Raw genomic sequence first — 23,434 nt, 5'->3', positions numbered from 1 at the left:
CGGTCTTGACAGCTCTCGCCTCGCACATCCCTCCTTACGCCGACTCACGCGGCTTCCGGGCACAGTGGTCGCCACCATGCCACTAGAGCGGATTTGCGTTTACTTGAAGTAATAGTCTGGCCTTCTCTGCCGCGAAGTGCAAGCGTCCACGCATAATCAGGACACTCGGGAAAATCACGAAGGGCGGCCCGAAGGGCCGCCCTTGCGTCGGTGGCGATGCTGCGGATGCCCGCTACATGCCCGGCCGGTAGATCAGCATCAGAAGCAGCGCTGTAAACCCGTAACCTGCGGCGAACGCGATGGTGATGCGGTCGAGGTTCTTCTCGATGGTGCCCGTGCCGGTGGCCGAGGCGGGCATACCCGCACCGAACATCGATGACACTCCGGTGCCTTTCCCGGAGTGAAGCAGCACGAATATAATCATGCCGACTCCGCATACCACATGAATGGCAAGGGCGATATATGCGACTACATCCACAGCGCTCTCCTCACGTGCGCCGCAAAGCGGCGATAGGGCGTCTCAGACGAACCGTGTCAGTATAGCCGCGCCCGCCCACACCCTCAAGTGATATCCAACAGCGAACGGGCCGTCCAGGCGTCGGGCGCCGCTACTCCCAGCAGGTCGCATACCGACGGCGCCACGTCCGCGAGGACTCCCCCGCTTCGGACCTCGGACACACCGTCGGCCACACAGATGAATGGCACCGGGTTCAGCGTGTGAGCGGTGAACGCACCGTCGTCTGCCGGGTCGCGCATCTGCTCCGCGTTGCCGTGGTCCGCAGTGATGATCGCCGAGCCGCCACGCTGACGGATGGCATCCACCACCGCGCCTACACCGGCATCGACGGCCTCCACAGCCGCCACGGCCGCCTCAAGGATGCCGGTGTGACCGACCATGTCGCAGTTCGCGTAGTTGACCACGTAGAGATCGGCCTGCTCGGCGAGGATGGCGTCCACGAGCCGTCGCGTGACCTCGGGAGCGCTCATCTCCGGCTGGAGGTCGTAGGTGGCCACCTTGGGACTGGGCACGAGGATCCGCTCCTCCCCCGCCTTGGGCGCCTCCGCACCTCCGTTGAAGAAGAACGTCACGTGCGCGTACTTCTCCGTCTCCGCGATGTGCAGCTGCCGCAGTCCGGCGTCCGCCACGACGTCTGCGAGCACGCAGCACGGCAGGTCCTTGGGGAACGCCACCGGTGCGGGGATCGTGGGATCGTATTCGGTGAGGCAGACGAACCGCACATCCGGCGCCACCGTACGGGCGAATCCTGTGAAGCCGGGGTCGGTGAAGGCGCGCGTGATCTCGCGGGCGCGGTCGGGGCGGAAGTTGAAGAACACGAGCGCGTCGCCGCTCTCGACACGCGCCACCGGCTCGTCGCCGTCATGCACCACCGCCGGCACGACGAACTCATCGGTCACCCCGTCGTCGTACGAGGCCGCTATCGCTCCGGTGGCTGAGTCTGCCCTGGCGCCTTCGGAGAGCGCTATCGCACGCCACGCCCGCTCCACCCGCTCCCAGCGGTTGTCGCGGTCCATCGCGTAGTAACGCCCCGACACCGTGGCCACCCGACCCACGCCTATCTCACCGAGCACGCCTTCAAGCTGCTTCACGTAGCCGAGTCCGCTCGTGGGCGGCACATCGCGACCGTCGAGGAACGCGTGCACGAAGACGCGCTCGGCGCCAAGCGACGCTGCCATCCGGACGAGCGCGTAGAGGTGCTGCTGGTGGCTGTGCACCCCGCCGTCGGACACCAGGCCCATGAAGTGGACGGCCCGTCCCTCGGCCACCGCGACAGCGATCGCCTCACGGAGCACATCGTTCTCCTGCAGTGAGCCGTCCGCGATGGCCGCATCGATCCGCGTGAGCTCCTGGTACACGATGCGGCCGGCTCCCATGTTGAGATGCCCCACCTCCGAGTTGCCCATCTGGCCCTCGGGAAGACCCACAGCACGCCCGCTTGCCGAGAGCGTGGTCCAGGGATGCGTCTCGAAGAGGCGGTCGAGCGCTGGTGTCCGCGCAAGGGAGATGGCATTGCCGGGGCCGGGCGCGGCCATGCCGAACCCGTCCATGATGATCAGCGCAACCGGTTGGCGCGGCGCCACCTAGCGGGCCGCCTTCACGATATCGGCGAAGGGGTCGGCCTTGAGAGCGGCGCCGCCCACGAGAGCACCATCGATGTCGGGCTCGGCGAAGAACATCGCTGCGTTCTCCGGCTTGACCGAGCCACCATAGAGGACGCGCACGGCCATGGCCGCGGGCGGGCCGTACATGGCGCCGATGGTGGCCCTGATCGAGCGGCATACGTCGTTGGCAGCCTCCGGGGTGGGTGTGCGCCCGGTGCCGATCGCCCAGATGGGCTCGTAGGCGATCACAAGGCGCTGCGCCTCGGTTGATGTGAGGCCCGCGGCGCCGGCGGTCACCTGGGCGCGCACGAACGATTCCGTCTCGAGGGCTTCCCTGACCGTAAGCGCCTCGCCGCAGCACATGATCGGCGTCATGCCCGCGTCGAAGACCGCACGCACCTTCTTGTTCACGCTCTGGTCCGTGTCGCCGAAGAACTCCCGGCGCTCGGAGTGGCCCACGATGACGTAGTCACACCGGAGTTCGGTGAGCATCCGCGCCGAGATGGCGCCGGTGTACGCTCCCTCGGCCTCCCAGTGCACGTCCTGCGCGCCGAGGGAGATCCGCAGTCCGTCGAGCTCGATGACGGTCGATGCCGCCTTGAGGCCGGTGAACGGCGGGCACACCGCCACCTCCACCTCGTTCCACTCCTCCTCGACTCGCTGCGCGATGTCCTGTATGAGTACGGCACCCTCACCTGAGGTGGTATGCATCTTCCAGTTCCCCGCAACGAGCATGTGCCGGGTCGTCATGGCAGCCTCCTACCTGTCCTGGAGCGCGTCCACGCCGGGAAGCGCAGCGCCCTCGAGCAGTTTCATCGAAGCGCCGCCGCCCGTGGAGACGAACGTGACGCGGTCGTCCAGGCCGAACTTCCTGAGCGCGGCGGCCGAGTCGCCACCGCCGATTATCGACTGGGCCCGGTTGTTGCGGCCAACCGCCACCGCGATCTCACGGGTGCCGGTCTCGAACGGCTTCTTCTCGAACACGCCCATCGGCCCGTTCCAGAAGATGGTCCTTGCCGAGGCGATGTCGCCCTTGTAGAGCTCTATCGTGCTGGGCCCGATATCGAGGCCCATCATCCCTACGGGGATCTCCTCCCGGCCGACGATCCTGGTGTCGGCGTCGTCCACGATCTCCGTGGCCACCACGAAGTCGGTGGGGAGCACCAGGTCCACGCCCGCCGTCCGCGCCTTCTCCAGCATCTGCTTCGCCGGCTCCACCCAGTCGGCCTCGACGATCGAGTCTCCCACCTCGAGGCCCTTCGCGACGAGGAACGTGAACGCCATCCCGCCACCGATCAGCAAGGTATCGCAGCACTCGATGAGCTTGTCGATCACGCCGAACTTGTCGCTCACCTTGCTACCCCCGAGTATCGCAACGAACGGGCGGTCGGGGTCGATGAGGATGCCGTTCAAGGTGTCCACCTCGCGGGTGAGGAGCATGCCCGCGTACGCGGGCAGATACTCGGCCACCCCCGCCGTGGACGCGTGGGCGCGATGCGCAGCGCCGAAGGCATCGTTCACGTAGATGTCGCCGAGCGATGCGAGCTGCTGCGCGAACCCGGGATCGTTCTTCTTCTCGCCGGGATGGAACCGCACGTTCTCGAGCATCAGGATCTCGCCGTCGATCATCCGCCCCACGGCCTCCTCGGCCTCAGGCCCCACGATCTCCGGCGAGAACGCCACGTTACGTCCGACGAGCCGTTGCAGCGTGCGCCTTGCCGGCTTGAGGGTGTACTGCGGATCGGGTGCGCCGCTCGGGCGGCCGAGATGGCTCATGAGCACCACCCGCGCCCCGTGGTCGATCAGATAGCGGATCGTAGGCAGCGCGGCGCGGATCCTGGTGTCGTCGGTCACCTCGCCCTCGGCGATCGGTACGTTGAAGTCGACACGCACCAGCACGCGTTTGCCGCGCACGTCGACGTCCTTGACGGTCTTCTTGGCGAACATCGGGCCTCCTGGAACGGACGGGTCTCCTGCCGTGCGAGAAGCGGGGCGCCCATAACGCTATGGACGCCCCGCCGGGATGCCGGCTCAGCCGACGATCTTGATGAGGTCCTTCACGCGGTTGGAGTAACCCCACTCGTTGTCGTACCAGGACACGCACTTCACGAACGTGCCCTCGCCGCCCATCACCATCGTCTGGAGCGAGTCGAAGATCGAGGAGTGGTCGTTGCCCACCACGTCCACCGAGACGATCGGATCCTCGCAGTACTGCAGGATGCCCTTCATCGGACCCTCCGCGGCGGCCCTCATCGCCTCGTTGATCTGCTCCTTCGTAGCCGGCTTCTCCAGCTCGGCCACGAGGTCCACCACGGAGCCGTCGGGCGTGGGAACGCGCATCGACATACCGTCGAGCTTGCCCTTCATATCGGGGAGCACCAGGCCGATCGCCTTGGCGGCGCCCGTGGATGTGGGGATGATCGACATCGCGGCGGCGCGGGCACGGCGGAGGTCCTTGTGCGGCAGGTCCAGAATGTTCTGGTCGTTCGTGTAGCTATGGATCGTGTTCATGAACCCGGCTTTGATGCCGAACGAGTCACGCAACACCTTGGCGAACGGCGCGAGGCAGTTCGTGGTACACGAGGCGTTCGAGATGATGTGGTGGTTCGCCGGATCGTAGTCGCCGTCGTTCACGCCGATCACGATCGTGATGTCCTCGTTCTTCGCTGGCGCTGAGATGATGACCTTCTTGGCGCCTGCGTCGCGGTGCGCCGCGGCTTTGGTGGCGTCGGTGAAGAAGCCGGTGGACTCCACCACGACCTCCACGCCGAGATCACCCCACGGCAGCTGTGCGGGATCGCGCTGGGCCATCACCTTCACGACACGACCATCCACCGTGAACGAGTCGTCCCCTGCCTTCACTTCGTGAGGGAACACCTTGTGGACCGAGTCGTACTTCAGAAGGTGCGCAAGCGTCTTGGCGTCGGTGAGGTCGTTGACTGCGACGACCTCGATGTTCGGGTCGCTCTCGCACGCGCGGAACACGAGGCGGCCGATGCGCCCGAAGCCGTTGATACCTACCCGAATCGTCACGTGGTACCCCTCCTTGGAACGGTGTGCCGTCACTGACCGGACCTGAAAGGCCCGTACCGCATGGTAACCCGCAAACGTGAGCACCGGGGCGCCCGGGCGGGCGGTCCCGACTAGTACCTACCCCTCTTCCGCCAGCTCCTCGAGCCTCCGGATGCGATGATAGACCGCCGACTTCGACAGCGGCGGGTCGGCCAGCTCGCCGAGCTCGCGAAGGCTGACCTCCGGATACTCGAGCCTCAGCGACGCGATCTCGCGCAATGCAGGCGGCAGCGACTCCAACCCTCGCGCCCGCTCGATCGCCCTGACCGCAGCGACCTGCCCCGCTGCCGCGGCCGCGGTCTTCTGGAGGTTCGCCGTCTCGGCGTTCACGAGACGGTTCACGTCGTTACGCATCTCCTTCAGGATACGCACATCCTCGGTTCGGAGCAGTGCCCGGTGCGCACCCACCAGCGCCAGGAACGTGACGATCGGCTCGGCGCCTTTGAGATACACCGTGTACGCTCCCCGCCGCTGGGTGACCCGGGCATGGATGTCGAAGCGCGCCATCAGACGCACCAGATCGTGGGCGATCGGCTCGGACTCGGCGGTGAGCTCGAAATGGAAGTCGCCATGGGGATCGGCGACGAATCCTCCGCCGAGGAACACGCCCCGCAGGTATGCGATGGCGCAGCAGTCCTTCTTCACCAGCCTCGAGGGCAGTTCGTACAGCGGGGCGTACGAGCGGTCGATGATACCCATCTCGGTCAGCGCCGGCTGCAACGCCGGCTGGTCGATCACGGTGATCAGGTAGTTGTTCGACCGGTGCAGCACAGAGCGCCTGACGGTCAACTCGGTCTCAAGGTCATACGTGCCGTGCAGGAGTTTGATCACCTTGCGCGCCACGGGCGCCGTCTCGGTGGCGATCTCAAGTCGTACCCGCCCCTGGCCGGTGAAATGGAGCGCCCCCTCGACGCGGATGAGCGCCGAGAGCTCCGCACGAGCGCAACAGGCCTTGGCCGCCTCGATGCGGGCGAGTTCCTCCTTCACCTCGGCAGTGAACGACATTCACCACACCTCCGTGAGCGCCGCGAGCAGTCTGTCCTGATCGTGACGCGCGGGGTCACCGGCGTCGGTGAGGTCGGCGGTCACGACACGCACGCCGTGAGCCCGGATCCGCGAAAGCTGATCGTCGCCCGCCAGGACATGCCTACGACCCGCCGGCTCGGCAGGGATATCCACGAGCGCTACGTCGATCAGGCCCTCCAGGCCGTGCGCGACGAGAGCGTCCACGTGGTCGGCGGCATCCATTCCCTGGGTCTCGCCACGCATGTTCGCCACGTTGCACACGTACACGACACGCGCGTCGCTCTCGCGAAGCGCGTCGGTCACGCCACTCACGAGGAAGTTGGGGATGATGCTGGTGAAGAGGCTGCCCGGGCCGATCACCACCACATCGGCGTCACGGATGGCGTCAAGAGCCGGGCCATAGGCAGGAGCATCGCGCGGCTCGAGACGGACCTGCGATATGGGACCTTCCGTCTCGGCCACCCTGGCCTGTCCGATCACACGTCGGCCCGCACTGTCCCATCCGGAGAGGACCACGTCTGCGAGGGTGGACGGTACCACGCTCCCGCGAACCCCGAGCATCCGGCCGGCAGCCTCCACCGCCTCGCCGAAGCCACCTTCGAGGTCCGCGAGCGCGGCGATGATCAGATTCCCGATGGCATGACCCGCCAGACCTTCCCCCGAGGCGAACCGGTACTGGAAGACCGGCGCGAGCTCGCTCCCGGGATCGGCCAACGCCACAAGACAGTTGCGGATGTCACCGGGCGGGAGCATCCCCAGCTCCCGGCGCAGGTGCCCGGAGGAGCCGCCGTCGTCGGCCATGGTCACCACGGCCGTGGGCTCGAGACCGGCCCGGAGCATGCAGCGCAGCACCAGAGGGAGCCCTGTCCCGCCGCCGATCGCTACCGCTGAGCCGCCCGTCGTCATCGCGTCCTGTCCTTCGAGATGTCGCGATGCGTGACCGTCACCGTGTAGCCGAGTCGCTGGACATGCGCGGCCGTCTCTTCCGCGAGCGCCACGCTGCGGTGCATGCCGCCCGTGCAGCCAAGCGCGATGTGGAGCGCGGTCTTGCCCTCTGAGAGGTAGTTGGGCAGCAGGAACTCGATCAGCGGATACCACCGGTCCAGGAAGATCTCCGCCTCCGGCTTGCTGAACACGAACTCCCTGACCTCGTCCTGGAGTCCGGTCTTGGAGCGAAGTCTGTCGAGGTAGTACGGATTGGGCAGGAAGCGCACGTCCATCACGACGTCCGCGTCGATGGGCACGCCGTACTTGAACCCGAACGAGGAGACAGTGACCATCAACTGGGTCTCACGACCCGCGGTGATGAACTCCTCGCGGATGAGTGCGCGCAGTCGTCTGGGCGGCAGGTCCGTGGTGTCGATGAGCAGATCGGCGCGCTGCTCCACCGCCTGTAGGAGCTCGCGCTCCCGGGATATCCCCTCTGTGACCGACCCGATGTCGGCAAGGGGATGCCGCCGACGGGTCTCCTTGAAGCGGTTCACGAGCGTGCGGTCGTCGGCCGTGAGGAACAGTATGCGTGGCCGCTCGCCGCGGGCCTCAAGACGGTCGATCTCGCTGATGAGCTCCTCGAAGAACGCCCCGCCGCGCACGTCGCACACCACGGCGACCTTGCGCACGCGGCTGCCCGGCAGCGCGGCAAGCGAGACCAACTGTCCGAGAAGCGCCGGCGGCAGGTTGTCGATGCAGAAATAGCCCAAGTCCTCGAACGTGTGGATCGCCTGCGTACGGCCCGCGCCCGACATCCCGGTGATGAGCACCAGATCGCGCTCGGCAACCGGCGCGGGCGATGAATCGCCGATGTCGATGTCTCCGGCCATCTCAGCCTCCTCGACTACTTGCCCGAATCAGCCAGCGATGTGCCTACCGACGTGACGATGGCGATGATGACCGCTGAGACAAGTGTCTGCCAGAAGCCGGTGGTGGAGACCCCGTCGACCACCCACGCCACGAGATAGAGCATGCCTGCGCTGATCACGAGCGAGAACAGACCGAGCGTGAGGACCGTGACCGGGAGTGAAAGGACGTGCACGATCGGCTTGACCACCGCGTTCACGACCGCGAGCACGAGCGCCGCGATCACCGCGGAGGGCCAGAAGGCGTCGACCTTGAGTAGCGCGCCGTCGGAAAGGTAGGCCACACCGAAGATGGCCGCGGCGCTGAACAGCATACGAATGAGGAACTTCACGGCACTGCTCCCTTCACCGCTGATGCGGGTCTTTGCTGCCAGTCCTGAGAGTATAGCAGCGGGGTATGACCCTCAATGGTGCAGAACGTGTGCGACGGACGTTCGCCCGCGTCTGACAGTCGTCTAGAGCACTCAGGAGCCCTCGTCGCCCGCCGGCTCCGTGCGGAACTGCGTGTGATAGAGCTCGGCGTACAGTCCACCGGCGGCCAGCAGGCTCTCGTGAGCCCCGTGTTCCACGATCCTTCCGCCATCCACCACCAGGATGAGGTCGGCATCGCGGATGGTGGACAGGCGGTGGGCGATGACGATCGAGGTCCGTCCGGCAAGCGCCGTCTTCAGCGCGCGCTGCACCGCCGCCTCCGATTCGGAGTCGAGATGGGCGGTCGCCTCGTCAAGCACGACGACGTCGGGCGCCTTCAGGAGCAGTCGCGCGATCGCGATCCGCTGCTTCTCTCCGCCCGAGAGCCGGTAGCCGCGGTCGCCCACGAGCGTGTCGAGACCCTCGGGCAGCGAGTCCACGAGCGTGCGGATCTGCGCGCCTTCGAGCGCAGCTATGAGCTCGTCCGGTGTGGCATCGGGATCCGCATAGAGCAGGTTCGCTCGAAGGGTGTCGTGGAAGAGATGGGGGTCCTGCGTGACCATGCTCACGACATCATGCAGCGATTCGAGGGTGGCGTCGCGAACATCCACTCCATTGACTCGCACGGCCCCGCTGTCGGTGTCGTACAGACGCGGGATCAGGTAGCTGATGGTCGACTTCCCGGCGCCCGAGGGGCCGACCAGCGCGACGAGCTTCCCGGGTTCTGCGACGAAACTGATGTCACGGAGCACGGCTTGCCCTTCGGGCAGGTCGGTGACGGCTACCGACTCGAGCGAGGCGAGCGACACGTCTTTCGACGACGGATACGAGAACTCCACGTTCTCGAACTCCACGCGCGCCGGACCGCGATCGAGAGTCACCGCGTCTGGCTTGTCCTTCACCAGGAGCGGTAGATCCAACACCTCGAAGACACGCTCGAAGGAGACGAGCGCGGTCATGACGTCGACGTTGATGTTGGACAGCGCCGTGAGGGGCCCATACAAACGGTTGAGGTATGCCGTGAGGGCGACGACCGTACCCACGTCGACGAGACCACGGGCAGCCATCGCGCCGCCCCATCCGTACACAAGCGCCGTGCCCAACGCTGCGGTGAGTGTGAGCGACACGAAGAACATGCGGCCGTATACTCCCCGGGTCACCGCGATATCGCGGACCCGGGCCGCCTTCCCGGCGAACTCGGCCTCCTCATCTGCGCGTCGACCGAAGAGCTTCACCAGGAGCGCACCGGCCACGTTGAAGCGCTCCACCATCATCGTGTTCATCTCGGCGCTCAGGTCGTAGCCCTCGCGGGTGATGCGGCGCATCCGCTGCCCCACCCAGCGCGCTGGCAAGGCGAACACGGGAAGCAGTATGAGCGCGATCAGCGTGAGCTTCCACGACAACGCGAACATCGCGATCAGCACGAGCGTCACGCGCATCAGGTTGCCGATGACCGTTGAAAGCACGTTGGTGAGCGCCGTCTGGGCACCCTGGACGTCGTTGTCGAGCCGGCTCACCAGTGCGCCGGTCTGGGTTCGCACGAAGAAGCCGAGTCCCATCCGCTGCACGTGCGCATAGACCCTCGTACGCATGTCGTAGATGAGACCCTCGCCGATGCGGAGTCCGAGATACCGCTGGACCAGCAGGACGCCGCCGTCGAGCACGGCCAGGCCCGCGATCAGGAGCGCCAGCGAGATGACGAGCCCCGCGTCGCCTCCCAGGATGCCCCGGTTGATGATCTCCCGGTAGATGAGCGGATCCACGGCGCCGATAACGGCATCGACCGCCACCAGTACGAGGAACCCGGCGACCATGGCGCGGTACGGTCGCAGCAGCCCCAGGATGCGCCGGGACGTGCCTGGCGCCACCTTGGCGTCTTTGACCGAAGGGTCCAGCTTGAACGAACTGACTCCCGATCGGCTGTTCGACCCCGGGACCACGAACACCTACGGCCTCCTGTCTTGAGGGGCGCTCCCCTACTCTGCGGGTGAGGCGTCGAACGCGGGATGATGACGGATCTCGCCCGATGGCGTCTCATCACCGAGTGCCAGGCATAGAACATTGTCTGCCGGCACACCGGGATACGTGGCGTCTCCGCACTGCTGAAAACCGAACCGCGCGTAGAACGACGGGTCGCCCACCAGAACGCATCCGGATGCGCTTCTCGAACGAAGCACATCCAATCCTGCCTCGACGAGCGCGCGGCCCACTCCCGACCCCTGGTGGTCGGGATGTACCGAGACCGGGCCTAGAAGGAACCAACCGGTGAGCGCGTCGCCCACCACTGCGGGCGAGAATGCGATGTGTCCCACTACGTCGCCGCCCGTCTCGGCGACCAGCGACACCTGCAAAGCGCCCGCTTCTCGTAACGCATCGACGATGAGGTGCTCCGTCTGCCTGCTGAACGGGTGGTCCTTGAACGCAGCGATGGTGATATCGCGTATCGAGTCTACGTCGCGCGGGGTCTCGAGGCGGATGATCACAAGCCTGCTCCCTTCTGACGCTGTCCGTGCACCGGTTCGACCGGCCTCCAGCAGGGTAGCGCATCGAGGCGACACTCGCAGGACCGTCGCCAACGCCTTGCTCCGTCTGCGAGACGCGGAGAGATCGCGCTGGTACCCTCGGGGTCACACACGCATGATGGCCGCGCCACGACGCAAGGAGTCTGCCATGGCCCGAACGATCGCCTGCCCGGACTGCGGCGAGTCGGACGACATACGCGGTTCTGAGACACCCGACGGTATCCGTATCACCTGCGGGGCGTGCGGACGTTCATGGCTTCGCGACGAAGAGCCCGAGCGGTGCGTCACCTGTGGCGGGACCGACCTCGTCAAGCGCCCGCACGCACTCACGCAGTTCTCGCGCGGCACGCAGCTGTCGATCGTGGCCATGGGCGAGACCGTGCTCTGTGCCGTGTGCGATGCCACGATGGTGGAATGGTCGAACGCCCGCGCCGTACCCGCGAACTACCGGCCCCGTGCGACCGAGAAGCGCGACGACGATGCCGACGGCCCGGTGATGATCACGCCCTGAGCCGAGCAGCCTACCAGTCGCCGAGCTTCTCTCCCTCGGCAGGCATGATGAGCAGGATCTCCGAGCCGCCTGAGCGTGGGTAGGCCGAGATCTTCAAGGGGTAGACCCGATCGGCCTTTTCGAACGCCAGGTCGGTGTTGGGCCAGTCGACGTCCAGCGCCGTCCACCCATTCGCCTCCGCCCATGCGCCGAAATCGGCGAGCGCCTGCTCGGGGTCCGCATCGCCCTCGAACGTCACGTACAGCTCGGTGCCCATCTCGGTCTCGTCGACCATCTCATAGTCCGACAGGTCGGGGATGTCATCGAAGTCGGCCGGTGCAGCCTGGGATCCCGCGTCGGCGACGGTACCGCTGGTGTCGCTGGATTGCGAGGACTCACCCCATGATGACGACGAGTCAGCCTCGTCGCTGCCGCAACCGAAAAGCGCGAGTGAAAGCACGAGCGCGAGCGCGAGGAAGAGTGCCCGGGTGAGGCCCTTCTTGTTCATCGTCGATCCCCTTCTGGTCAACAGCGGTCTGCGCGGAGCGGGAACGCCGCGATGCGGCCCTTCACAGCCGACTACGCTACCACATCCAGCGTGGATCCGGCCGCATGCGTGGCGCACATCCGGCTGTCCACGGGCGCACCGCTCAGGAGCACGAGAGCGCTCTGCGCTCCTCGCGTGTGAACGCGCGCCGCAACTCGGCAAGACGTGCCACGTGCTCTTCGAACTGCGACCTCACCAGCTCGCTCCGCGTATCCGGCTCAAGCTTGTCCAGCACGAGCATCTGGAAGACGCTGTTGATCTCCGAGCTCTCGAGCCTGTTGGCGAGTTCGTACGCATCATCGAGCGTGGCGATCTTCTCGCTCCGGATCTCCCGGAGCTCGCGCTCGATCGAGTCAACGACATCGAGCTGATGCGCTGTCAGCGCCTGTGCCCTCTCGTCGTCGGCAAGGTGGACAAGTCCCGTCTCAAGCAGGGTCACGTGAAGCGCCTCGTCGGCCGCCATCTTGAGCCAGATGTCGCGTGCAGCAAGATCGGCGACGAACATCTCCGCGAGCGCTGAGTAGAAGACCTCGGCTGCTCGCTCCCAGGAGATCGCCCGATCGAAGAACTGCGCCACGGTCATGCCGATCACGGTCCCTCCGCTGCACGTGCGCGGCGCGCACGGTAACCATTCGCCGGGGTGACAGGTGGCCCACATCCAGCCGACGTGTGAGGTCGCAGGCACGAGCCACCGCATACGATAACGTCTGAAAGGCCTCTTGGATGCGGCAAGATGACGAAAGGCGCCTCCGTCTGACGTACGGCCGCTGCCTCGTGCAGCTCAGCGGTGGGTTGTGTCCATCTCGGCACGCACGTGGGCGATGGAAGCTGAGACGAGCTCCTCAAGGACCTGCAGGTCGATATCGGCGAGGCTCTTCACGTACAGACATGACACGCCGGTGCGGAACGTCCCGAGTCGCGCGAGCAGATCCTCGTACCCGTCGAAGCCGGACATGATGTACAGCGTGAGGTCACGCTTGCGGGGCGAGAACCCCACTTCGAACCAGTCGCCCTCACGCCCGCTGGCGTACCGGTAGTGATAGCTCCCGAAGCCGACGATGCTCGGGCCCCACATGACCGGATGGGATCCGGAGAGGCGGGACATCATCTCCACGAGCGCACGGCAGTCGTCGCTCCTGCCTTCACCGCACGCCTCCGCGATGAAGTCATCGACGCTCGCGTTGGTGGGCTGGGTCTTCAACTCGGCCATGGGTGCACCTCTCTCAACGGATCGCCGGTCATATCGATGCTCGCGCCCCTTCTCCTACATAAGATTCCGTTTGCGCAGCCACCATCCGATCGCCGTGCCGAGGAGGATCGAGATCGCCACCACTATCCAGAACGCCCCGGGAGTCTCGGCGAGCGGGATGTCGATCACGTTCATGCCGTACCAACTCGCGATCACCGTGGGGACGGCCATCACGATCGCTGCCGAGGTGAGCACCTTCATCACCACGTTGAGGTTGTTGGAGATCACCGACGCCAGCGCGTCCATCGTGGAATTGAGGATGTTAGTGTAGATCTCGGCCATCTCCATGGCCTGCTCGGTCTCGAGCACCGCATCTTCGAGCAACTCGGCGTCTTCCTCGTACTCGGTGAAGAGCGCATTGCGGGCCATGCGTCGCAACACTCCCTGGTTGGCCTTGAGCGACGTGGAGAAGTAGACCAGCGACTTCCCGAGGGAGAGCATCTGGATCAGCTCCGCGTTCTGCATCGACTTGCGCAGGCTCATCTCGAGGCGAGTGCTGGCCGTGTCGATGCTGCGCAGCGCGTTCACGTAGGCTGCGGCTACCTCGCGCACGATCTGCACGGTGAAACGGCTCCGCTTGTGTGTGGAGAAGCCGCGGTAGCCGCCGCTCACGAAGCGGTCGAGCACGTGGCTCTCGTAGAGCCGTACGGTCACGAAGGCCCGCGGCGTGTGGATGATGCCCAGCGGGTAGGTCTGGTAGACGATGAAGTCCTCCATGTCCCGCTCCACCTGCGGAACGTCGAGGATGACCATCACATAGTCTTCCTCGACCTCAAGCCGGGGCAGCTCCTCATCATCCAGCGCGGCCCGCAACACATCCCGGTCGACCGCCACCATCTCCGCGAGCTTGTCCAGCTCCGCATCGGACGGCTTGACCACATCGACCCACGCGCTTCCATCCTCGGGGAGGCTGCGCAACTCCTGGACCTCGTTGCCGCTGAACGTCTTACGCCTGATCCGGATCACGTTCGCCTCCGCTCGTCGTGCTGCCGCCAGGGCGGGTACTGCCAGTGCACGGAGAGCTGCTCGTCCGCGCCGCTCACGAGCATACCGCACCGGGTGTGCTCTTGAACCCCATGAGTGTGCGGCATGGGCCTCGGGTATGACACACGTGTGACCTGACCCGTAAGGAGGCTCGGATGCCGCAGTTCGGAGTGCTCGTGTATTCTGCACCGCCAGCAGACCCGATGGCGCTCTCCAAGCATCACCTCGATGAGATCGAGCGCTACCCTGCCCTCGCCAAGGAGCTGGGCGGCAAGGTGCTCGGCGGCTCCTACTTCGCGGGACAGCGGGGCTTCGCGTTCGAGTCGAGCGTCGACGCGACCACGATCGTCGGCGACGAGGTGCGGAGCGGCCCGCTCGTGGATTCGGATCTCGTCCCCGCGGCGTTCTATGTGATCTCGGCACCGGATATGGACACCGCGGTGCACGCAGCGCGTGCGCATCCGGCGACGCGTGACGGCGGCGTTGAGGTGCGGCGGCTGTTCGTGCCCGACGACGAATCGCCAACGGAGTGAGGCGACCCGGAACCGCGATCACGTGGCCGCGACATGTGCTGGAAGGAGCGCGTCATGACCGACCGCCTATCGCTGGATGAGGTACGCGCCACGGGGACACGCGCCTATGAGGAGCGCGATCCGGAAGCCCTGGACACGCTTGTGGAGCTGAGCCGCTCGGCCCACCAACCGGAGGTCCGTGGCACCGCAGCTGTCTTCCTTGGTGCGATCGACTGGGATGACAGGACCGTGCCTGCGCTCACGCGGCTCCTTGCCGACCCGGCGCGCGTGAGTCTCGCGGGGCATCCCGGCTTCACCGATGCGCTCAACGACCTCGCGATGTACGACGGCCACGTTATCGGGCCGGGCATGGCGGCGGCGACTCTCGCGACCCAGAACGCAGGAGACCTCAGTGCGCCGATCGAGAAGATCGCGAGGGTCGCCCTCGGCCAGCGCACGAAGGGGTGGACTGCCGACTGGCACGATGTGGCCGACCCGGAGGCCCTTCTGGACCTCATCACCGTGGGAGACGTGCCGGTCGACCCGGACGTGACCGACCCCGCGCAGCGTCACAAGCAGGAGTTCGCGTGGCGGGACAAGGCTGCATCACTCCTGCTACAGCTGGACGACCACGTCCGCCCGGAACACGCACCAGCGCTGGTGGACCTGGCGATGCAGGGCTCGACGGCAGCCGAGATCATGCTCAAGGAGCGCGACCAGCTGCTGACGGTCAACGCCGTCACGCGGCATATCGGCGATGACGCCGTGAGCGCACGGCTGCTCACGGCGAAGCTGCTCGCGAAGATGGCCAAGAGAGCCGACGAGTCGGCCCGGCCCTATCTCCGGCAACTCTCCGCCGACGGCGAGAAGTCTGTTGCGAAGCAGGCCGCCAAGGGACTGAAGCTCCTCGACAAGGCCCAGAAGAGGCGCTGAACACAGCGCGGCACTGTCATCGGGCATCTCCCGATCCGAACGCTACCAGTCGCCGAGCTTGTCTCCGTGCGCGGGCATCATCACCAGGACCTCCACACCGCCAGTGGATGGCTGAGGGAAGACCGATATCTTCATCGGGTAGACACGGTCCTGCTTGCCGTAGACGAGGTCGACGTTGGGAAACTCCATGTCGAGCGGCGCCCATTCCTCGTCAAGCGCCCACTCGGAAAAGTCAGCCAACGCCTGCTCCTCAGTGGCGTCGCCCACGAGGTTGACGTACAGCTCGTTGCCCATCACGTTTTCCTCGGTCACCTCGTACCCGTCGATCCCGGGGATCTCATCGAATTCGAGAGATCCATCCTCCTGGGGAACGACTTCTGGCTCAGCCGGCTCTGCGGCAGGCTCGGAAGAAGCTTCCGGCGATGTGGACCCTGCGTCCTGACCACCGCACCCCGCAGCGGTGACAGCAAGCAACAGCGCCACCAGCAGCAGAAGGACCCGGATCGGATTACGGATACTCATGACGTACTCCTCTCGTCTACGAACGCCCCCGCGTCTCGTACGAGATGGCACGCAACCATGCTTCGGCCGCTGGAGTCTGCACAGCCGTGGCCGTCCCGCGGACCAAGCAGCGGAACGGTGCCCCCTGCTCATCCGTGGCTCACCATACCATGACCGGCACAGCGCCCCTTGGGGGGTCACCATCACGTCACGGGATGATCCTCACCTCGACGGCGGCGGGATCCACCCGCGGCGGCGACGACCACACCGTGTAGCCGGTGACCAGCGCGAGTGCGCAGGCCACCACGAATACTACCGTGAGAACTGCGATCCTGCGCGCCGTGCGGGGGGAGCGCTCACGAGACCCGTGAATCGCCGGCGACTCAGTGCGGGGCGCCCCGCACGCGGTGCAGAACCGATCGGTCTCGCTCATAGATGAGCCGCATGCGGTGCAGAAGCTCACGAGGCGCCATCCCCCTCAAGCAGAGCGGCGAACCACAACTCGAACTGCGACCGGATGATGGCCCACCACTCGCCGAGCACTTCAGTGAACGACGGCCGGTAGAACGCGTCGGCCCACCATTGGTCACCAGCGAGTGCGGAGACCTCACTCGCCTTCCCGCCAGTGACGCCGGCCTGGAGCACGCTCAGTTCGACCCGCTCCCCGCCTGAAGCCGCAGAACCGCCGTCAAAGAGCGCGCGGCCCTCGAGCACGAGCGCCTCCACGGAACCCTGACCCGTGGCTCCAGCCAAGACCACGAAATCGGTGTCGAGTCCGATCACCTTCGCGTCGGGGTGGAACTCGGTCCAGGCTCCCGGCTCGCCCTCGCCTACGACAACCTCGAAATGTCCTCCGCCAGCCCTTCTCAGCGAACGGAAACGCGCGCTTCCTTGCCGAACCCGCACGGTGACCGATTCGGGCGTGAGATTGCCGAGCGTGATGAGGGTATCGGGCGCCAGATCGATGGAACCCCACGCCAGGCCGGCCACTGAAAGGCGGATGCGGGCACCGCTATCCGATCCGGTACCCACGTCCTGCCATGCTGGAACGCTGCGAGGGAACGATGCGATCTCGCTCCGTGTGGGCGCGCCATCGTCGCCCCACCCGGCAAGGTACACCTCGCCTCGGCCAGCCACTATCTCGACCCGCGTGTCCTTGAGGGCGGCCCGCTGGATATCGGATCCGAGCCAGGCCAGGATCCAGTCGAACACCTGCGCCGACTCGGCGATCGGCGTACCGGGCACCGGAATGGCGGGCGAGTGCGTGACACCCGTGATGCGCCGCTCCGCAACCCCGTTGAGCCAGGCGGACGACTGTGTGACGACCCAGTCATCCCGTACGCCGTAGATGTTGCCGTACTGCACGCCGGGTGCGAGGTGGCGGCCAACGGCCTCGCCGTCGTTGATCTGCGCCATGAACGCGCTTCCGGAGTACAGCTGCTCTGAGGCCAACGAGTGTGCCCCGCTCCACTCGGTCGCCAGATTGCCGAGGATCTTGTCGGTGAATGTGGCGCCGTGGTTGGGCGTGCCTACCATGATGACCTTGCGCACGTCGTCGGGATGCGGCGCCAGGCCATAGACGTACTCCCGGGCGATCAATCCGCCCATGCTGTGACCCACCACGTCGACCGCAGCGATCTTCAGACCCGCCGTGGCATAGCGGTCCTTCTCGCGCGCTATGTCCCTCCCGAGCAGTTCGGCCTGGTCGTGGATCCCCTGGTTCCCGGCGTAGTACTCGTTGATCACCCCGTCGAAGCCGCGTTCACCCAGATACGAGTGAAGGCGCGACCACGTGGACGCGTCACCGGTGAATCCGTGGACGAGCATGACGGGAGGTCGCGCCACGAGGACGTCGTGCTTCACTGTGGTGTCGCGCCCATCCGCGCCCGTGAACGTGAATTCCAGCGGGATGGTCGCGATATGGATCCTACCCCCGTTGGAGTATGCCGTTCGCGCATCACGAGCGCTCATGAGCGTGTCACCAGGCGCCGGGGGAGTGATCACCGTGTCCAGATGATCGCTCGTCACGTATGGGGGCGGAGCGTACGTAAGCACCACCGCGCCAGACTGCAGCGTGAGCGTCCCGTCATCCGCCAGCCCGTCACCCTCGAGCGAACCGACGACCGGCGGGGCCACGCGAAGCACACCCTCCGTATCGGCGCCGAGCTCGATCCTGAGGGTCAGCGTGGACCGCCCGTCGGCAACCACGCCAGCGTACGGCTCACCCGTCCCAGGGTCATCCTCGGGCAGGATGCGAAGCGACAGGACGGGGATGACCACATCGCGTTGCCGATCCCCCGCAACGATGCGGAAGCGGTACTCGGAAACGCTCTCATCGTCGTGGATCACCACGAACGACGCCGACCCTCCTGCATCGGTGACCGCGTGGAGGTCGCGTCCGTGACCGGTGAGCGAGACCGGGGCATCCTGCGCATCGGCTCCGGAGAGGCCGATCGTGATGCGCACTTCATCTCCCAGCGCGCTGAAGCTGCCCGGGAAGGCGCCGACCGTGAGCCCTTCGGTCGGGGTCTCTGGAGCGAGCGGCTCGTCGGCGGATTCGGGCCGCGAGGCATCCTCCAGGTCGAGACTGTCGAGTTCGTTGAACAGCAGCTCGGCGAATCCGCTGGAACTGGCGCCTTCACCGTAATTCACCTCGATGACCAGCGGGCCCTGACGCCACCCCAGCGTCTTCTCGCGTATCCCACCCGGAACCGTGAACGCCCACTCGGTGCCCTTCGTATCGCCTACGCGGACCTCTCTGGCCGAGAACCCTGAGGGCATCTCGCCCTGGAAGCCAGAGTAGATCGCGCGGATCTCATCATCGTAACGGGAGGCCCAGAGCCGGTAGGCCTCCTCGGAATCCAGGGGGTCGAATCTCGAAACGCAGATGTAGAGCGGCCAACCCGACGGGGTGCTGTAGTGAGCGGTCCATTCCTGGAGCACGTCCGGAGACGCGCCGCCTCCGCTCCGCCACATGTGCAGGAAGTCGTACACCATCTGCACTTCGTGCGTCGGGCCGCTGAGATCGCTCACGCTCTGATCGAGACCGGTGACACCGAAGCTCGAAGCAGCCGAGGATATCGCGTCACCCACCGTATCGTGGTCAGCTGCGCTTACCGCCGCAGGTGCGGCGAATGCCGCGGTCAGGGCTACCGTGAGCGCCAACGTGCACGCCAGCACGGTGATCGTGCGTCGCCGCGGCGCAGGCGTCCACGCTTGCCGCCCCGCGTATCCGGAATCTCTTGCCCGACCCGCCATACACACCCCCGGCGCACACCCGCGTGCTCCGATTCTAGCGCACGCGTCGCGCCAGCAAGGGCGGCGCTACTCGAGCCCCTCCACCATCACGGTGATCGCCCTGGCGGTCATGCGCTGCTGCTCGGTGCGATCGATGGTGGCGACCCCGTCCCCTTCCTGGGGTCCGTAGTCGCCGAACTGCGCGTGATTGCCGCCCTCGATCTCCACGAGCGTGGCATCGACCGGCAGACGCTGAAGCGACTCCTCGAAGACGTCCCCGGACACGCCATCCTCCGTCCCGTAGATGGAGAGCGCTCCGATCGGAAGGCCGGAGAGATCCGTGGATTCGGCAGGATAGGACGCGAGCAGCACGATCCCGTCGATGGAGTCCGCCCCACTATTCACGTATTCAGCAGCCATCGCGCCGCCGAGCGAATGGCCGCCAATCGCCCAGGTGTCCACATCCGAGTAGACCTCGATGACGTCATCGGCGCGACCGATGCCGAACACCGCCAGGTCGAGCGGCATCGGCACGATGACCGCAAGGATCCCGCGATCGCTGACCTGCTGCATCAGGGGCGCGTAAGCCGCAGGATCGACGAGTCCTCCCGGGTAGAAGACCAGGCCGCCCCGCACCTCCCCATCGGGCTGGAACACGTACCAGCCACGCTCCGTCTCTGCAGATCGCGCCAGCGTCGCCGCCTCGGGAAAGGCCGGGTATCGCGCGACACGCGTCCAGCCGTAGAACCCTGCCGAGGCGAGCACAAGGAGCGCCGCCAGTGTGATGAGCACGGGCTTGAGCAGTCTGCGCATCGCTACCTCGTCTCGAAGTGGACGGTCGACCAGCGGAAGGATGACATCACACAGTATCCCGCAGATAGTCGGGGGCCGCCCGCGGCAGAGGAGCACTCACGATACGGGACTTGCTCATACGCCACCCAACGCCTCGCCCACCACGATGAAGGTGAAGAACAACGCCGCGGGGAGCGTGATCACCAGGGCGATGATGTTGAGCGTGGAGCGCTCCTTCCAGCGCAGCACGCACAACAGATCGATCGCCGCCGCAAGATCGACCAGCACGATGCCGATGATCGGCATCAGAGCCGTGTCTGTGATCGGGAACGTGTCTCGGAAGTTGATCGTGATGAGCGGCAGGATGATCCATGAACCGAGGCCGATCACACTCAGGACGATCGCCCACCAGCCGGCGGCGCTTCGGGGCATCGCGCCATGCGTGCCGGGATCGGAACGTTGCAGCTCTGAGCCCTCCTTCGTGGTGATCATCTTGCACACCTCCTGCGGTGCTTCAGTCTTCGATGGTGTCGAGCCCCTGCTCCCGGAGACGGGCGAGGTGCTCCAGCATCGCGCTGAGATCCTCGGCGCTGTGTTCTTCCCACTCCACGAGTTCACGGACGACCCGTAGCGGGTCTCGGGTCCGGTATGACCTGGTGGGATTGCCGGGGAACCGCTTGTTGGTGACGTTGGGGTCATCCTCGAACGCGCCCAGAGGCTCTACGACGTAGATGTACCCACGGCCCTCACCTCCGGACAGCGCGGTGGCCAACTGCGCCCCCCAGGCGGCGGTGTCTATCAGTGCCGAGAAGTAGATGTTGTTGGAGACGCGCCCGTCCTGGAAGTTGGAGCCGAAGCCCGGCGTGAGTTCGTCGCCCGCCTGCAGCACCGACTTCGTTCCGTGATAGAAGGGCCCCTCCACGTGATCGCAGTGGTCCAGCGTGACCGGGGTCCACTGCACCACCCTGGTGGTCACGCGGGAACCTTCCACCAATGTCGGCAGGATCTTGGAGAGCACCCATCCGTTCGTTCTCAAGTAGCTCTTACCGTTGACCTCCATGCGCCACGGGCGAACCTGATCGCCCGACGGCGTGAAGGTCCGCACGAGCCGTCCGTCCCGGTATTGCTCGATCACGCAGCCGCTGTTCTTCACCGAGTGCGCCTCATCCCAGCTCCGCCACCCTGAACTCCACCATACGGCGGATGAGATCCTCCGGAAGAGGCTGGCCGAGTGGGAACTGCACGGATCCCTTGCCCGACTTGAAGCGTGACAGCTCCTCTTTGAACGCCTCGGTGCCAGTGGGCGTGGGATAGAAGCCCACATGCCTGGTGAAGCCACCGAAGTGCACCAGGTGCGTGCCACGAAGATCGAACGTGGGGATGCCGTAGCTCATCGTCTCGACAGCGTCCGGAGCCGACTCGCTGATGATGGCGCGAAATCGTTGGAGCACGGCCTGCGTCTCGGGTGGGAATCCTGCGATGTATTCGTCGATCGGGCTACCAGCTGTCGCATCTGCCACTGGAACCACCACCTGCCTGTCGATTCTGGAACGCGCACGTGTGACGCGGCCGGGCGCACGATGAGCGCGCGGGCATCGCTTCGCGGTCCGAGTCTACTCCAGCCACTCCACCTCGCCGCTGTCGAGCGACTTCACCGCACCGCGCACCGTCACGAGCCCGACCAGCTCCGGCGTCACCTCGCGCAGGTACGCCTCGACCTCGGCCACCGCTGCGCGAGTGTTCGTCCGGGTGGCGCTGTCTTCGCAGAACCCCTCATCCCCCACAGTGGAAAGCCGCGCGGCGATGGGGGCCACAAGCGGAAGGAGCGCCTCATCGGTCGTGCCGGCGAGGGTGGCGCGCACGGCGCCGCACGCCTGGTGTCCGAGCACGATCACCAGCCGCACCTCGAGTTCACGCGTGGCATAGAGGATGGAGGCGAGTGCCGCGGGCTCCAGCACGTGCCCGGCCACCCGCACGATGAAGAGCGAGCCTGGTGGCTGGTCAAACACCTGCTCCACCGGCACACGCGCATCAGAACAGCCGATGACCACCGCGACCGGCCGATGCGCGGGTACCACACCGGGCACGCCGCCAATCAGCTCGGTGCCACGTTCGCGGACGTAGCGCTCGTTGCCGTCTCGCAGCGCGCGCAGAATCTGCTCTCGTTCCACCGTCACCCCTTCATGTGTCATACGCGAAGCATACCCTGCCGGGAGCCCCCGGCCGAGCGTAGTGCGTGGAGCTGCGCACGAGTCTGGCCAGTCTCCCTCGGACCTGAAGTGGCTCAGGAAGAACCGGCGGGTCGGCGCAGGATCTTGTCCATCGCTTTGCCGCGGGCGAGCTCATCGATCAGCTTGTCCAGATAGCGGATCTTCCGCTCGGCCTTCGCAACGTAGAGTGGGTAGACCTTCGCAAACTCCATGGCGAACAGGCGATGTTCAGTCATGCGCATCCCTCTCGCGCAGCGACTTCGCATGGTCCCGCCCAGAAGCCGCCCCCGGCGATGCATCGATCCGCATGAGGGCGACGATGCATGCCACGGCCGAGGCGAGCAGCGCCGCGAACATCGCCACCAACGGCCACTGCCCGAGCTGCGCGAAGTATCCGGGGCTGACGATGCTCGTGTACACGAGCGAACCGAACGCGACGAGCCCGACGCTACGGGCCCACCGCCGCGACCGCAGCAGCGCTACGCCTGCGACGATCAGCAGTGCGGCGGTCACACCCTCTGCCGCAAGGTGGAACGCGATACGGAGCGGCTCGGACTGCAACTCGGGCACCTGGCCAGTGAGGATGAAGAACGCCCATTGCACGATCATCAGCACACCGACGGTGAAGGCGTACCAACCTGCGAACACCATCACTCCTCCTTTGAATACGCGTCACCGAACACGACCTCGAAGCACTCGCACACGACGAGCGATGAGGGCTCAAGCGATCAGCCAGTTCATTCGCGTCAGATTCGTTGTCGCAGAAACGCCACGCGGAGCAGGTGGTCCCCTCGGAAACGAGGTCGTGACGCACACGTGCCAGCGGCGACCACGATACCCGCGTTGATGAGGACCGCGATCAGGCCCCGCTCACTCAGGCCCCCGTTTCGACCGTCCCGCACCGGCAAACGCCGGCAACCCGAGTCTACCGCACACGGGCGCGCTTCCTGCTCGACGCCCGGGTTAGGCCT

Annotated in this window: 27 protein-coding genes and 1 pseudogene; 3 read left to right on the top strand and 25 right to left on the bottom strand. The window is 65.9% G+C overall.

The window, feature by feature from the left end:
* Positions 1-232 precede the first annotated feature (232 nt).
* The 11 genes from secG to MSB02_RS00085 form a co-directional block, all read right to left on the bottom strand.
* Positions 233-478, bottom strand: coding sequence for a preprotein translocase subunit SecG (gene secG, locus MSB02_RS00135; RefSeq protein WP_267193199.1), 246 nt, complete (start codon positions 476-478; stop codon positions 233-235).
* An 83-nt stretch (positions 479-561) separates the two neighbouring features.
* Positions 562-2,100 (bottom strand): 2,3-bisphosphoglycerate-independent phosphoglycerate mutase, encoded by a 1,539-nt coding sequence (gene gpmI, locus MSB02_RS00130; RefSeq protein ID WP_267193198.1) that lies wholly within the window; start codon positions 2,098-2,100, stop codon positions 562-564.
* A complete protein-coding gene (gene tpiA / locus MSB02_RS00125; RefSeq protein ID WP_267193197.1) occupies positions 2,101-2,871 on the bottom strand; it encodes a triose-phosphate isomerase in 771 nt (256 codons plus the stop codon). It lies immediately after the preceding gene.
* 9 nt (positions 2,872-2,880) lie between these two features.
* Positions 2,881-4,068: a phosphoglycerate kinase gene (locus MSB02_RS00120; RefSeq protein WP_267193196.1), complete on the bottom strand. Its 1,188-nt coding sequence runs from the start codon at positions 4,066-4,068 to the stop codon at positions 2,881-2,883.
* Between the two features lie 84 nt (positions 4,069-4,152).
* Positions 4,153-5,154: a type I glyceraldehyde-3-phosphate dehydrogenase gene (gene gap, locus MSB02_RS00115; protein WP_267193195.1), complete on the bottom strand. Its 1,002-nt coding sequence runs from the start codon at positions 5,152-5,154 to the stop codon at positions 4,153-4,155.
* Positions 5,155-5,271: 117 nt separating this feature from the next.
* Positions 5,272-6,198, bottom strand: a complete 927-nt coding sequence (gene whiA / locus MSB02_RS00110) for a DNA-binding protein WhiA (RefSeq protein ID WP_267193194.1) — start codon at positions 6,196-6,198, stop codon at positions 5,272-5,274.
* Positions 6,199-7,125: a gluconeogenesis factor YvcK family protein gene (locus tag MSB02_RS00105; protein ID WP_267193193.1), complete on the bottom strand. Its 927-nt coding sequence runs from the start codon at positions 7,123-7,125 to the stop codon at positions 6,199-6,201.
* The gene (gene rapZ, locus MSB02_RS00100; RefSeq protein ID WP_267193192.1) at positions 7,122-8,039 is read right to left on the bottom strand and encodes an RNase adapter RapZ; all 918 of its coding nucleotides are present in this window, start codon (positions 8,037-8,039) and stop codon (positions 7,122-7,124) included. The genes MSB02_RS00105 and rapZ overlap by 4 nt, the downstream gene beginning before the upstream one ends.
* Positions 8,040-8,053: 14 nt before the next feature.
* On the bottom strand, positions 8,054-8,407 hold the full coding sequence (locus MSB02_RS00095) for a phage holin family protein (protein ID WP_267193191.1): 354 nt from the start codon (positions 8,405-8,407) through the stop codon (positions 8,054-8,056).
* Positions 8,408-8,539: 132 nt separating this feature from the next.
* Positions 8,540-10,426 (bottom strand): ABC transporter ATP-binding protein, encoded by a 1,887-nt coding sequence (locus MSB02_RS00090; RefSeq protein ID WP_407653142.1) that lies wholly within the window; start codon positions 10,424-10,426, stop codon positions 8,540-8,542.
* Between the two features lie 36 nt (positions 10,427-10,462).
* Complete coding sequence (locus MSB02_RS00085; RefSeq protein WP_267193189.1) at positions 10,463-10,969, bottom strand: GNAT family N-acetyltransferase; 507 nt, start codon at positions 10,967-10,969, stop codon at positions 10,463-10,465.
* A 187-nt stretch (positions 10,970-11,156) separates the two neighbouring features.
* Between MSB02_RS00085 and MSB02_RS00080 the strand changes: the two genes are divergently transcribed.
* Positions 11,157-11,519 carry a hypothetical protein gene (locus tag MSB02_RS00080; RefSeq protein WP_267193188.1) on the top strand — a complete coding sequence of 121 codons (363 nt, stop codon included), beginning with the start codon at positions 11,157-11,159 and terminating at the stop codon, positions 11,517-11,519.
* A 10-nt stretch (positions 11,520-11,529) separates the two neighbouring features.
* Here the strand turns inward: MSB02_RS00080 and MSB02_RS00075 are convergent, their stop codons facing one another.
* From MSB02_RS00075 to MSB02_RS00060, 4 genes are all read right to left on the bottom strand, one after another.
* Positions 11,530-12,006, bottom strand: a complete 477-nt coding sequence (locus MSB02_RS00075) for a hypothetical protein (protein ID WP_267193187.1) — start codon at positions 12,004-12,006, stop codon at positions 11,530-11,532.
* Between the two features lie 142 nt (positions 12,007-12,148).
* Positions 12,149-12,637, bottom strand: a complete 489-nt coding sequence (locus MSB02_RS00070; RefSeq protein ID WP_267193186.1) for a hypothetical protein — start codon at positions 12,635-12,637, stop codon at positions 12,149-12,151.
* A 189-nt stretch (positions 12,638-12,826) separates the two neighbouring features.
* Positions 12,827-13,255: a DUF1801 domain-containing protein gene (locus tag MSB02_RS00065; RefSeq protein WP_267193185.1), complete on the bottom strand. Its 429-nt coding sequence runs from the start codon at positions 13,253-13,255 to the stop codon at positions 12,827-12,829.
* Between the two features lie 54 nt (positions 13,256-13,309).
* Positions 13,310-14,260 (bottom strand): magnesium transporter CorA family protein, encoded by a 951-nt coding sequence (locus tag MSB02_RS00060; protein WP_267193184.1) that lies wholly within the window; start codon positions 14,258-14,260, stop codon positions 13,310-13,312.
* A 173-nt stretch (positions 14,261-14,433) separates the two neighbouring features.
* Here MSB02_RS00060 and MSB02_RS00055 point away from each other — a divergent pair, with 173 nt between their 5' ends.
* Positions 14,434-14,811: a YciI family protein gene (locus MSB02_RS00055; RefSeq protein WP_267193183.1), complete on the top strand. Its 378-nt coding sequence runs from the start codon at positions 14,434-14,436 to the stop codon at positions 14,809-14,811.
* A 54-nt stretch (positions 14,812-14,865) separates the two neighbouring features.
* Positions 14,866-15,723: a HEAT repeat domain-containing protein gene (locus MSB02_RS00050; RefSeq protein ID WP_267193182.1), complete on the top strand. Its 858-nt coding sequence runs from the start codon at positions 14,866-14,868 to the stop codon at positions 15,721-15,723.
* Positions 15,724-15,765: 42 nt separating this feature from the next.
* Here MSB02_RS00050 and MSB02_RS00045 read toward each other — a convergent pair whose 3' ends face one another.
* The 10 genes and pseudogenes from MSB02_RS00045 to MSB02_RS00005 form a co-directional block, all read right to left on the bottom strand.
* Positions 15,766-16,245: a hypothetical protein gene (locus MSB02_RS00045; RefSeq protein WP_267193181.1), complete on the bottom strand. Its 480-nt coding sequence runs from the start codon at positions 16,243-16,245 to the stop codon at positions 15,766-15,768.
* A 376-nt stretch (positions 16,246-16,621) separates the two neighbouring features.
* Positions 16,622-16,687, bottom strand: a pseudogene (locus tag MSB02_RS10550) (zinc-ribbon domain-containing protein); the annotation flags it as partial.
* Positions 16,684-19,482, bottom strand: a complete 2,799-nt coding sequence (locus MSB02_RS00040; RefSeq protein WP_267193180.1) for an esterase/lipase family protein — start codon at positions 19,480-19,482, stop codon at positions 16,684-16,686. The gene MSB02_RS00040 and the pseudogene MSB02_RS10550, both read right to left, overlap by 4 nt.
* 66 nt (positions 19,483-19,548) lie before the next feature.
* Positions 19,549-20,274 (bottom strand): alpha/beta hydrolase, encoded by a 726-nt coding sequence (locus MSB02_RS00035; RefSeq protein WP_267193179.1) that lies wholly within the window; start codon positions 20,272-20,274, stop codon positions 19,549-19,551.
* A 114-nt stretch (positions 20,275-20,388) separates the two neighbouring features.
* Positions 20,389-20,745 (bottom strand): hypothetical protein, encoded by a 357-nt coding sequence (locus MSB02_RS00030; RefSeq protein WP_267193178.1) that lies wholly within the window; start codon positions 20,743-20,745, stop codon positions 20,389-20,391.
* A gap of 22 nt (positions 20,746-20,767) precedes the next feature.
* Entirely contained in the window at positions 20,768-21,271 is a 504-nt protein-coding gene (gene arr, locus MSB02_RS00025; protein WP_267194087.1) for an NAD(+)--rifampin ADP-ribosyltransferase, read from the bottom strand.
* A 145-nt stretch (positions 21,272-21,416) separates the two neighbouring features.
* Entirely contained in the window at positions 21,417-21,773 is a 357-nt protein-coding gene (locus MSB02_RS00020) for an iron chaperone (protein WP_267193177.1), read from the bottom strand.
* Between the two features lie 93 nt (positions 21,774-21,866).
* Positions 21,867-22,424, bottom strand: coding sequence for a carbonic anhydrase (locus MSB02_RS00015; RefSeq protein ID WP_267193176.1), 558 nt, complete (start codon positions 22,422-22,424; stop codon positions 21,867-21,869).
* A 113-nt stretch (positions 22,425-22,537) separates the two neighbouring features.
* Positions 22,538-22,699, bottom strand: a complete 162-nt coding sequence (locus tag MSB02_RS00010; protein ID WP_267193175.1) for a DUF2200 family protein — start codon at positions 22,697-22,699, stop codon at positions 22,538-22,540.
* A complete protein-coding gene (locus MSB02_RS00005; protein WP_267193174.1) occupies positions 22,692-23,114 on the bottom strand; it encodes a hypothetical protein in 423 nt (140 codons plus the stop codon). The genes MSB02_RS00010 and MSB02_RS00005 overlap by 8 nt, the downstream gene beginning before the upstream one ends.
* Between the last annotated feature and the right edge of the window lie 320 nt (positions 23,115-23,434).

Origin of the sequence: Anaerosoma tenue (genome assembly GCF_023161965.1) — a bacterium.
Classification (GTDB): Bacteria; Actinomycetota; Coriobacteriia; order Anaerosomatales; family Anaerosomataceae; genus Anaerosoma; species Anaerosoma tenue.
Note: the sequence above shows the minus strand (reverse complement) of the source record. Positions and strands in the feature narration are given on the sequence as shown.